9 protein-coding genes are annotated in these 11,112 nt (G+C 63.5%); 8 read left to right on the forward strand and 1 reads right to left on the reverse strand.

The features are described from left to right. Positions 1–5: 5 nt before the first annotated feature. From VOI21_RS14760 to VOI21_RS14795, 8 genes are all read left to right on the forward strand, one after another. The gene (locus VOI21_RS14760) at positions 6–941 is read left to right on the forward strand and encodes a LysR family transcriptional regulator (protein ID WP_323770699.1); all 936 of its coding nucleotides are present in this window, start codon (positions 6–8) and stop codon (positions 939–941) included. A gap of 92 nt (positions 942–1,033) precedes the next feature. Then, positions 1,034–3,103 (forward strand): FAD-dependent oxidoreductase, encoded by a 2,070-nt coding sequence (locus VOI21_RS14765; RefSeq protein ID WP_323770836.1) that lies wholly within the window; start codon positions 1,034–1,036, stop codon positions 3,101–3,103. Continuing rightward, positions 3,100–4,434: a pyridoxal phosphate-dependent decarboxylase family protein gene (locus VOI21_RS14770; protein ID WP_323770700.1), complete on the forward strand. Its 1,335-nt coding sequence runs from the start codon at positions 3,100–3,102 to the stop codon at positions 4,432–4,434. Before VOI21_RS14765 ends, VOI21_RS14770 begins: the two co-directional genes overlap by 4 nt. After that, the gene (gene argE, locus VOI21_RS14775; protein ID WP_323770701.1) at positions 4,431–5,561 is read left to right on the forward strand and encodes an acetylornithine deacetylase; all 1,131 of its coding nucleotides are present in this window, start codon (positions 4,431–4,433) and stop codon (positions 5,559–5,561) included. Before VOI21_RS14770 ends, argE begins: the two co-directional genes overlap by 4 nt. Before the next feature lie 200 nt (positions 5,562–5,761). Continuing rightward, positions 5,762–6,853, forward strand: a complete 1,092-nt coding sequence (locus VOI21_RS14780) for an ABC transporter ATP-binding protein (RefSeq protein ID WP_323770702.1) — start codon at positions 5,762–5,764, stop codon at positions 6,851–6,853. Beyond that, on the forward strand, positions 6,853–7,773 hold the full coding sequence (locus VOI21_RS14785) for an ABC transporter permease (RefSeq protein ID WP_323770703.1): 921 nt from the start codon (positions 6,853–6,855) through the stop codon (positions 7,771–7,773). Before VOI21_RS14780 ends, VOI21_RS14785 begins: the two co-directional genes overlap by 1 nt. A 1-nt stretch (position 7,774) precedes the next feature. Beyond that, on the forward strand, positions 7,775–8,584 hold the full coding sequence (locus VOI21_RS14790; protein ID WP_323770704.1) for an ABC transporter permease: 810 nt from the start codon (positions 7,775–7,777) through the stop codon (positions 8,582–8,584). Positions 8,585–8,604: 20 nt separating this feature from the next. Beyond that, positions 8,605–9,636, forward strand: a complete 1,032-nt coding sequence (locus tag VOI21_RS14795) for an extracellular solute-binding protein (protein WP_323770706.1) — start codon at positions 8,605–8,607, stop codon at positions 9,634–9,636. 70 nt (positions 9,637–9,706) lie between these two features. On the opposite strand, the gene cysG is transcribed toward VOI21_RS14795, so the two are convergent. Next, on the reverse strand, positions 9,707–11,107 hold the full coding sequence (cysG, locus tag VOI21_RS14800; protein WP_323770707.1) for a siroheme synthase CysG: 1,401 nt from the start codon (positions 11,105–11,107) through the stop codon (positions 9,707–9,709). Positions 11,108–11,112: the final 5 nt, after the last annotated feature.

The following is an 11,112-nucleotide window of genomic DNA, read 5'->3' on the forward strand; positions in this document are numbered from 1 at the left end:
ACAGGATGCTGAGGTACACCCTCCGGCAATTGGAATACTTCGTTGCCGTTGGCGAGGCGGGCAGCATTGCGCGTGCGTCGGAGCGGATCAATGTCTCTTCGCCGTCGATCTCTGCCGCGATCACCCAGCTGGAACAGGAATTCGGCCTGCCGCTGTTTGTGCGCCAGCATGCACAGGGGTTGTCGCTGACCCAAGGTGGGCGGCAGATGATGGAACAGGCGCGGCTGGTCCTGCGCGAAGCTTCGGCCCTGACCGACATTGCAGGCGACATCGCGGGTAAGGTGCGCGGGCCGCTGGCCATAGGCTGCCTGCTGACCTTTGCGCAACTGGTGCTGCCGGGTCTGCGTCGCGGGTTTGAGGCGCAGTACCCCGAGGTTCGTCTGCGGCAGGCCGAACTCAATCAGGTTGAGCTGTTCAGCGCCCTGCGCCGGTCAGAGATCGACATCGCCCTGACCTATGATCTGGACCTGCCAGCCGACCTGCAATTCACCGGCCTTGTGCGCCTGCCCCCCATTGCGCTGATGGGATCCGGGCACCCGCTGGCGCACAGGGATGCGGTCACCATCGAGGAATTGAAAGATCATCCGATGGTCCTGTTGGACCTGCCGCTCAGCGCCGACTACTTCTTGTCCTTCTTCGACAAGGCGGGCGGCAAGCCCGTCATTGCCGAACGCACCCGCGACATGGCGGTGATGCGCAGCCTTGTCGCCAATGACTTTGGCTATTCCATCGCCAACGTGCGGCCCCTGAGTGACATATCCCCCGACGGCAACCCGGTGCGCTGCGTGCCGATCACAGGCAACGTGCGGTCCCTGCGCATGGGGTTCCTGACCGCGCAGGATGCCGACCGGTCAAATGCGGTGCGGGCCTTTATCGAATATGGTGCCGATCTTGTCCGCAGCGGCAAGCTGGCCCGCATCGGTGGCGAGCCGATGGTCTGACCTTAGTGCCTGCCTAAGCCACGCTTTCGCAGGGCGGACTTTCGGGCGGCCCCGGCATGGGTATCCTCCGCCCAAACATCATGGAGCAGACCTTGCGCGATCCCCGTTACAATATCCTGTTCGAGCCGCTGACCATCGGCCCTGTCACCGCGAAGAACCGCTTTTATCAAGTGCCGCACTGCAATGGCGGCGGTTATCGCGATCCCTCTGCCGCCGCCGCGATGCGCGGGATCAAGTCGCAAGGTGGCTGGGGCGTGGTGTTTACCGAACAGTGTGAGATGCACCATACCTCTGAAATCACACCCTTTATCGAGCTGCGCCTGTGGGAGGATAAGGACATCCCGATGCTGGCGCGCATGGCCGACAAGATGAAGGAACACGGCGCACTGGCGGGCATTCAACTGGCCTATTCCGGAATCAACGGCCCGAACCTGTACACCAAAGAGGTGCCGCGCGCGGTGTCCCCCGGCCCGATCCGCACCTTTACCAACGACCCGATGCAAGCGCGCGCCTTGTCAAAGGATGAGATCAAGGATCTGCGCCGCTGGTTCGTGAACGCGGCCAAACGCGCCAAGACAGGCGGGTTTGACCTGATCTGCCTGTATGGCGCGCATGGCTTTGGCATTTTCCAGCACTTTCTGTCGCGCGCGACCAATATGCGTGACGATGAATACGGTGGCAGCCTTGAAAACCGGTCCCGATTTGCGCGCGAAGTGATCGCTGACATGCGCGACGCAGTGGGTGACACAATGGGCATCACCCTGCGCGTGTCCTTGGATGAGACCATTGGCGACCTTGGCTTTTCCAACGCCGAGGTGCGTGAGTTCGTCGAGATGAACAAGGATCTGCCGGACCTTTGGGATCTGGCGCACGGCACGTGGGAGGATTGTTCCGGCCCGTCGCGCTTCAAGGAGGAAGGCGCGCAAGAGGCGCTGGTGCGTGGTATCCGCGAGTTGTCGGACAAGCCGGTGGTGGGTGTGGGGCGCTTCACCTCACCGGACGTGATGGCACGGATGATCCGCAGCGGCACGCTGGACGCCATCGGCTGTGCGCGGCCCTCGATTGCCGATCCATTCCTGCCGAAAAAGATCGAAGAAGGCCGGATCGAGGACATACGCGAATGTATCGGCTGCAACATCTGCATCACCGGCGACATGACCATGTCGATCAGCCGCTGCACCCAGAACCCGACATTCATGGAGGAATGGCGCAAGGGCTGGCACCCGGAACGGATGAACACAAAGGGCGACAGCCAGTCGGTTCTGGTGGTGGGCGCTGGACCGGCAGGGCTGGAGGCGACGCGCGCCCTGGCTGAACGCGGCTATGACGTGGCACTGGCAGAGGCGGGCACAGCGGTCGGCGGGCGCGTGGCGCGCGAACGCCTGTTGCCGGGCCTGTCTGCATGGGGCCGCGTGGCGGATTACCGCGCATACCAAATCGGGCAGAAACCCAACGTGCAGACCTATTTCGACAGCGCGTTGGACGCCGACAGCATCCTTGAGTTTGGGTTTGAGAACATCTGCATCGCTACTGGAGCGAAGTGGCGGCGCGACGGGGTTGGCCGCCAGCATGTGGTGCCCTTCCCGATGGATGCCACCACGCCGATCTACACGCCTGACGATATCATGGACGGGCAGCGACCCTCTGGCCATGTGGTGATCTACGACGACGATCACTACTACATGGGCGGCGTTCTGGCTGAACTGTTGCGGCAGGAGGGCTGTGAGGTCACCATCGTCACGCCCTCTGCCTATCTGTCTGACTGGACGGTGAACACGCTGGAACAGCACACGATCCACCGGCGGCTGGCCGAAATGGGGGTTGAGATTGTGCTGAACCGGGGCGTCACCGCCATCGGCAAAGGGCATGTCGTGACCAACTGCACCTACACGGATCGCCTGACAGAGATTGGCTGTGACGCGGTCGTCGTGGCCACCTCCAAACTGGAAAACAACGCGCTTTATACTGATCTGATGGCGCGGCGGGGTGATTGGGCCGATGCGGGTATCAAATCGGTCAAGATCATCGGCGACGCCGAGGCCCCCGGCCCCATCGCATGGGCAACCTACGCGGGCCACCGCTATGCGCGTGAGTTGGACGGCGAGGACATCGGCGACGCCCTGCCCTTCCGCCGTGAAATCACCGGGCTGGCCGCGGAATGAAAGACCCGTTTCCCTTTGATCCCGCCGCAACGGATCAGATCCTTGGCTGGACCGCCCGGCGCATCGCCGAAGGCCCCGACCCGAAACACGGCGCGCAGGCCTTTGCCGCGCTGGAGCCGATCCTTGGCGGGTCGATCACCGAAGACGGCATTGGCGGAGAGGCCGCCTTCGGCCTGTTCACCGACACAATCGTGCCCTCGACCCGGCCTTTCGGGCATCCCACCAGCCTGTCCTTTGTCGCCTCCGCCCCCAGCCGCGCGGCGCTGAGTTTCGACGCGGCCCTTGGCGCGGCGGGCATCTTTGCGGGCAATTGGGACGGCGGCGCAGGCGCGATCCATGCGGAAAATCAGGCGCTGCGCTGGATTGCCGATCTTGCGGGCTGGGGGGACAGCGCGGGCGGCGTGTTTGTCGCCGGCGGAACGCTGGGCAACCTGTCGGCGCTGCACGCGGCACGCGAATGGCACCGTCGCACGCATGGACGCCGCGACCGCCGCGCCATCCTGTGTTCGTCCGAGGCGCATAGCTCTATCACCGCCGTTGCGCGGATCATGGATGTGGAGGTGATCCTTGTGCCTGCGGACGCATCGGGACGCATGTCCGGCGAGGCCGCGAAATCCCACATGGACGAGCATGTCTTTGCCATCGTCGCCAACGGCGGGGCCACCAATTGCGGTGCGGTCGATGACATCGAGGGGCTGGCGAACCTCGCAAAGGCGCACGGCCTGTGGTTACATGTCGACGGGGCCTATGGCGGCGCGGCGCTGGCCGATCCGGTCATGCGGCCCGCGTTCGACGGGATCGAACGGGCCGACAGCCTGATCGTCGACCCGCACAAGTGGCTGTTCGCGCCCTATGACAGCTGCGCGCTGATCTACCGCGACGCGGGCCACGGCGCGGCGGCACATGGGCAGCAGGCGGTCTATCTGGACACCGTGGACAAGACCCATTGGAACCCATCAGACTACGCCCTGCACCTGACGCGGCGGGCGCGCGGCCTGCCGCTGTGGTACGCGCTGGTGACACATGGCACTCGCGCCTACACGCAGGCCATCGCCGCCACGCGTGAGGTGGCAGAGGAGATTGCACAGGGGATTGCCGCCATCCAAGGGCTGGACCTGCTGCTTGGCCCGCAACTGACGGTGATCCTGTTCCGCCCCAGTGGCATGAGCGAAGAGGCCATGATCACATGGGCCGAAGGGCATCGCCGCTCTGGTGCGCTGCTGTGCCTGCCGACACGCTGGCGCGGCGAGATGGTGTTCCGCCTGTGTATCGTGAACCCACAGACCGACCCTGATGTCGTTCTGGAAACGCTGAAAACGCTGGTGCCATGACAACCAGCCTTGAGATTCTCGACACGCTCATCGGGTTCGACACGGTCAGCGCGCGGTCGAACCTGCCGCTGATCGCCTATGTCGAGGACTTCCTGAAATCACGCGGCTTTGCCGTCACCCGCGTCCCCGACCCGGTCGAGGACAAGGCCGGGTTGTTCGCCAGCATCGGGCCGACAGGCGCGGGTGTCCTGCTGTCGGCCCACACCGATGTGGTCCCGGTCGAGGGCCAGAACTGGACCCGCGACCCGTTCCGCCTGACCGTCGAAGGCGACCGCCTCTATGGACGCGGCACCACCGACATGAAGGGCTTTCTGGCGACGATGCTGGCCTGCGCCGACAAGGCATCCAAGCGCACCCTGCGCGAACCTTTGAAACTGGCCATTTCCTACGACGAGGAAATCGGCTGTGTCGGCATCGGCCGGATGATCGACGCGCTGCAACCGGCCATCGGCCTGCCCCGCGCCTGTATCGTGGGCGAGCCGACCTCGATGCAGGTTGCTGTGGGCCACAAGGGCAAAAGCGCGATCCGCGCCATCTGTCACGGCGAGGCAGGCCATTCCGCGCTGGCCCCGCGTTTCACCAACGCGCTGCACCTTGCGGCCGATATGGTGGCCGGGCTGCGCTCCATGCAGGACGATCTGGCAAAACACGGCGCGCGGGACGGCGGCTATGCGATCCCCTACAGCACCGTCCATGTGGGCAAGATGTCAGGCGGCACCGCGTTGAACATCGTCCCCGACCGGGCCGAAGTTCTGTTCGAATTCCGCCACCTTGCTGCCGATGCGCCGGACGCCCTGATGGCGCGTATCCAGACCCTTGCCGACGACATCGCCACCACCCACGGCGCGGCGATTACGCTGGAGCAGGTCACCACCTATCCCGGCCTCGACACCCCGCCAGATACAGACGTCACACGCCTTGTCCAGCGCCTTGCCCGTACCCAGACGCTGACCAAGGTCGCCTTTGGGACAGAGGCCGGTTTCTTTGACGCCCTTGGCATCCCCACCGTTGTCTGCGGGCCCGGCGACATGGAGGCGCAGGGCCACAAACCGGACGAATACCTGCTGCGATCCCAGTTGGACGCCTGCGACGTGATGCTCGACTCACTGCTCGACACGCTGGGCTGAGCCCACATCGCATTTCGGAAACGCCCAATAATCACGCGATCACGATCCATTTTTGTGCAACCATGCGGGCACTGGCAGGAAAACCCGTTGATCGGCAGGCCTTAGGCAAAGGCTAACGATCGCTGAGGCAGTCGTTGCTTCTGACCCTCGGGCGGTCTTCCTATGCTCCTGCCACCGATACGGACAAGGACGAGACACGCGTGGCGACAGGAACATCCAATGCGATCGACGTGCAAAACGCGGTCAAAAGATACGGCGATTTCACCGCGCTCAAGCGCGTTTCGCTCTCTATCCGGGACAATGAGTTCTTTACCCTGCTGGGCCCCTCTGGCTGTGGCAAGACCACGCTTTTGCGGATGATCGCCGGGTTTGAGGACGTGACCGAAGGCGCGATTTTCCTGTTCGGCGACGACATCGTAAGCCTGCCGCCGCATAAGCGCCCCATCAACACGGTGTTCCAGAACTACGCGCTGTTTCCGCACATGACCGTGCTGGAGAACGTCGGCTTTGGGTTGGAAATGCTGGGCAACAGCAAGTCCGAGGCCCGCGCTCGCGCGGGCGAAGTGCTGGAGATGGTGCAACTGTCGCAATTCGCAGCGCGCAAGCCGTCTCAACTGTCCGGCGGTCAGCAACAACGTGTGGCGCTGGCCCGTGCGCTGGCCCCCCGCCCCAAGGTGCTGTTGCTGGATGAACCTCTGAGCGCGCTGGACCTCAAGCTGCGCAAGGCCATGCAGATCGAGCTGAAGCACCTGCAACGCGACACCGGCATCACCTTTATCTTTGTCACCCACGACCAGGAAGAGGCGCTGACCATGTCCGACCGGATCGCCGTCATGTCCGCCGGTGAGGTGCAGCAACTGGGCGACGCGCGTGAGATCTATGATCGTCCCCGCAACATGTTTGTCGCGGATTTCATCGGCGAGACCAACCTGATAAAGGTCACGGTCGACACCGTCACCGATGGTCAGGCCGCCTGCCACCTTGGCGGCGGGCATCGTCTGACCTGCGACGCGGTCGAGGGCATCGGCCCGGGCGCAAAGGTCCACATGTCGCTGCGCCCCGAACGTCTGACCCTGTCGTCTGACCCCACACAGGGCGACAGCCTGAAAGGCCGCGTGCGCGAGAACATCTTTTCTGGAACCGACATCTCGACCATACTGGACCTCGACGACGGACCGGAATTCCGCGTGCGCGCGCCCAATTCCAGCCGGGGCGACAGGCGCACTTTTGATCCGGGCACAGAGGTGTTCGTCAACATGGAGCAGGGGGCCGCGCGCCTCCTGATGGACTGATGGCAGGCGGTGCCGCCACAGGCGGATCATCCACCAGCGACACCTATGCGCCGGCACGCGGCTGGCTGTTGCTGCCCGCATGGGTGAGTTTGGGCATTCTCGTCCTCGCCCCAGTCACGATGATGCTGATCTATTCCTTCCTGACCAAGGAATTCCGCGGCGGCGTGATCTGGGAATTCAGCCTGTCCGCCTATGACCAGTTCTTTTTCGACCGCGGCCTGTTCGGGGACGACCCGCCACGGATCGAATGGACCTATATCCTGATTTTCTGGCGCTCGATCTGGCAGGCGGGGGCAGCGACGCTGCTCAGCCTCGTGATCGGCTTTCCCACCGCCTATTTCATCGCCACCCGCGCCCCGGCGCAGCGCACATTCTGGCTGTTCCTCGTCACCATCCCCTATTGGGTCAACCTGCTGATCCGCACCGTGTCGATGAAGTTCCTTCTGCGCGACCAAGGCCCGTTGAACGAGGCGCTAATGGGGATCGGGATCATCAGTGAACCGCTGTCCATCGTGAACACCAATGTCGCGGTGCAACTGGGGCTGTTCTATTCCTACCTGCCGTTCATGGTGCTGCCGATCTACGCCGCCGTGGAACGCTATAACTTCACCCTGTCCGAGGCCGCCTCAGACCTTTACGCCCCGCGCTGGACGGTGCTGCGACGCATCCTGCTGCCGTCCGTGAAACCGGGGATCGTCGCGGGCTGCATCCTTGTGTTTGTGCCCTCGATGGGATCGTTCCTTGCGCCTGATCTGCTGGGCGGGGCCAAGAATTTCATGATCGGGTCGCTGATAGAGGAACAGTTCAAGGGCAACGCCGGCAACTGGCCTTTTGGCGCGGCGGCCTCGATGATCCTGCTGTCACTGGTGCTGATCATCCTGCTGGTCCTTGCCCGGCAACAAAGCAAGGCGGGGTCCTGAGATGAGCGTTGGAAAATACGACCTGCGCGTCTACCCCGGCTTTCGCGCCATCACGATCCTTTGCCTTGTGATCCTCTATGCGCCGCTGGTGGTGGTGACGGTCTACAGCTTTAACGCCTCTCCCTCGATCACCAATTGGGAAGGCGTCAGCCTGCGCTGGTACGCCGATGTCTTTACCGGCCCGGAAAGCGCCAAGTTCAAACTGGCAGCGCGCAACAGCTTTGTCATCGCGATCATCGCCGCGACGATGGCCACCTGTATCGCAACCCTATCCGCCACGGCGATCCTGCGCGGCGGCAAGTATAAGCTGCGCATGGTATCCTTTGGCCTGATCTCTCTGCCGCTGATGGTGCCGGAGATCGTGACCGCCGTGGCGACGCTGATCTTTTTCAACGCCATCGGCTTTGACCGTGGTCTGCTGACGATCCTCTTGGCGCATATCGCCTTTTGCATCCCCTTCGCCTACCTGCCGATCTCGGCCCGGATGCAGGGGATCGAGGCGACCTATGAACAGGCCGCGATGGACCTGTACGCCACCCGCAGGCAGGCGTTCACCCGCATCCTGCTGCCGCTGATGGCACCGGGGATTGTGTCGGGTTTTCTGCTCGCCTTTATCGTGTCGCTGGACGATTTCATCATCACCAACTTCGTCAAAGGGGCCGGGGTCGAAACCCTGCCCACCGCAATCTTTGGCGCTGTCAAACAGGGCATCAAGCCCAACATCATGGCCATTTCCACCATGCTTCTAGGCATATCCGTGGTCATGGTCACCCTGTCGTGGCTGATCAGCCGAAGGGACAAGACAAAATGAACCAACAGAGGGGAACGACAATGAAAAAACTGATGACGACAACCGTGGCGGCGCTGGCGCTGACCGCTGGCATGGCGGCGGCCGAGGGCAAACTGGTGGTCTACCACTGGTTCGAATACATCCCGCAAGAGGTGCTGGACAATTTCAGCGAACAATATGACGTCGAGGTGGTCATGGACACCTACGACAGCAACGAGGCGCTGCTTGCCTCGCTCAAGGCGGGGGCCGTCGGCACCTATGACGTGGCCGTTCCGGGCGACTACATGGTGCAGATCATGGCCGGTGAGGGGCTGCTGGACACCATCAAGGACGGTGAACTGGCAAACAAGGGCAACATCCTGCCGCAATGGGCCGACCCGTCCTTTGATCCGGGCCGCGCGCATTCGATCCCCTACCAGTGGGGCTCTACCTCTTTCGCGGTGAACCGGGACGTCTATGACGGTGACATCAACACCACCGACATCCTGTTCAATCCGCCAGCCGAACTGTCGGGCAAGATCAACATGCTGGACAGTCAGGGTGAGGTCATGGCCATGGCCGCGTTGCACATGGGTATCCCGCAATGTTCGACCGACCGCGACCAGCTCAAGTCGCTGAACGCCATGCTGCAAGAGGCCAAGACGCATTGGGCCTCTTTCAACTCTGACACCGCAAAAGAGGTGCTGGTGTCGGGCGACGCCGCCGTTGGCCAGATCTATGATGGTTTCGCCGCCAAGGCCCGTGAAGAAGGCGCAAACACCGAATACGCTTTTCCGACTCAGGGCTACGTTGTCTGGATGGACAACGTCGTGCTGCTCAAGGACGCGCCGAACCGAGACAACGCGCTGAAGTTCATGGATTTCCTGCTGGAACCGGAAAACATCGCCGCCGTCACCAACTATGCGCGCTATGTGTCGGGCGTTGCCGGGGTAGAACCCTTCCTTGACCCAGCGCTGGCCACCCAACCGGAATCCAACCCACCCGCCGAGGCAGGCGAGGGCGTGTTCATTCAGGTCTGCGATCAGGCCACGCAAGAGGTCTACGACCAGATCTGGACCAACCTGAAAAAGTGAACTCTTGTACCCGCGAAACGACTGGAGGAGCGCAATGCGCTCCTCCTTGCGTTTCAACCCTTGTCTGGCCTCAGGCCACGCGGACCCCGGCCAATGCCATGCCCGCCTGAGCGGCCGCGCCATACGCGGGCCACGTCACAAGGATCACGGCACAGCCGTCGCAATCCGCCGCGCGCAAGGTCTCTTCCAAGGCGGCCACCGGACAGTCCAGCAATTGCTGAGTGGGCTTTGACACGTCGACACCGACACGGATGCGGGTCTGAGGTGGCAGGCCGCGCGCCAGCAGATCGTCGCGGATACGTCCCGCCTGCCGCACGGACATGTAAAAGACTGACGTGGTCCCCGGAGAGGCCAGCCGCGTGCTGTCCGGCAGCGCCGCGCCCGCCTGCGCCATACCGGTCGTCAGGATCAGCGTGTCCGACACCCCGCGTTCGGTCAGCGGCTCCCCCATTGCGGCGGCAGCGGCAGAGGCGGCGGTGATGCCCGGCACCACATCGACCTCGATTCCTGCCGCACGGATGGCGGTCAGTTCCTCGCCCGCGCGGCCAAAGACGCCGGGATCACCGGATTTCAGCCGCACCACGCGGCGACCCTTGCGCGCCTCGGCCACGATCACCGCGTTGATGCGGTCTTGCGGCCAGGCATGCGCGCCGACCACTTTGCCCACATAGACCCGCTCGGCATCGCGCCGCGCCAGTTCCAGCACATCTGCATCGACCAGACGGTCGTAAAAGATCACGTCGGCCTCTTGCATCCGCTCGACCGCCCGCAAGGTCAGCAGGTCGCGCGCCCCCGGCCCCGCTCCGACCAGAGAGACATGACCCTTGGCCTCAACCTGCGGCGCACCGCCCGCAGCAATAGCCGTCTTGATCTCTTTCGCGGCCTCACGTTCGTGTCCCCGTGTCCAAGTGGCACGCGGCCCGCCCTTGAATACCCATGCCCAAAAGGGGCGGCGCTGTTCGCGTGGCACACGCGCCTCAACCACCGGGCGCAAGCGCCCCGCCAATGCCGCCAACCCGCCAAGGTTCGGCGGCAGACTTTCCTCCAGCCGCGTCTTGATCTCGCGAGTCAGCACAGGCGCGGTGCCTTCGCTGCCGATGGCGATCACAACCGGGTCGCGGTCCACCAGCGCCGGGGTGGTCAGGTCACACAAATCGGGTCGGTCCACCACGTTCACCGGGCAACGCATCGCCTGCGCCAGCCCGTGCACCGCCGCGTCCAGACCCGGACAACCGGTGGCGATGAACCCCATCGCCGCGTTCCCGAACACCTCTGCCGTCAGGCGCGGAACATGACGCGCCCGCCCCTCTGCCACCAGCGCCTGCAATTCGGCGTCCAGATCGGGCGACACCAGAACGATCTCTGCATCGGTCTTGAGGATCAGCCGGGTCTTCTGTGCCGCCTGCTCTCCCCCGCCGACGATCACGACGCGGCGGCCCGAGGTACGAATGAACATCGGAAAGCTTTTCATGGCTG

This window comes from Antarctobacter sp. (assembly GCF_034670325.1).
Lineage (GTDB): Bacteria > Pseudomonadota > Alphaproteobacteria > Rhodobacterales > Rhodobacteraceae > Antarctobacter.

Bases quoted from the DNA above. Each gene is read 5' to 3' on its own strand.
- cysG (WP_323770707.1), bottom strand. From the start codon at position 11,107: ATGAAAAGCTTTCCGATGTTCATTCGTACCTCGGGCCGCCGCGTCGTG.
- VOI21_RS14760 (WP_323770699.1), top strand. From the start codon at position 6: ATGCTGAGGTACACCCTCCGGCAATTGGAATACTTCGTTGCCGTTGGC.
- VOI21_RS14770 (WP_323770700.1), top strand. From the start codon at position 3,100: ATGAAAGACCCGTTTCCCTTTGATCCCGCCGCAACGGATCAGATCCTT.
- VOI21_RS14795 (WP_323770706.1), top strand. From the start codon at position 8,605: ATGAAAAAACTGATGACGACAACCGTGGCGGCGCTGGCGCTGACCGCT.
- VOI21_RS14785 (WP_323770703.1), top strand. From the start codon at position 6,853: ATGGCAGGCGGTGCCGCCACAGGCGGATCATCCACCAGCGACACCTAT.
- argE (WP_323770701.1), top strand. From the start codon at position 4,431: ATGACAACCAGCCTTGAGATTCTCGACACGCTCATCGGGTTCGACACG.
- VOI21_RS14790 (WP_323770704.1), top strand. From the start codon at position 7,775: ATGAGCGTTGGAAAATACGACCTGCGCGTCTACCCCGGCTTTCGCGCC.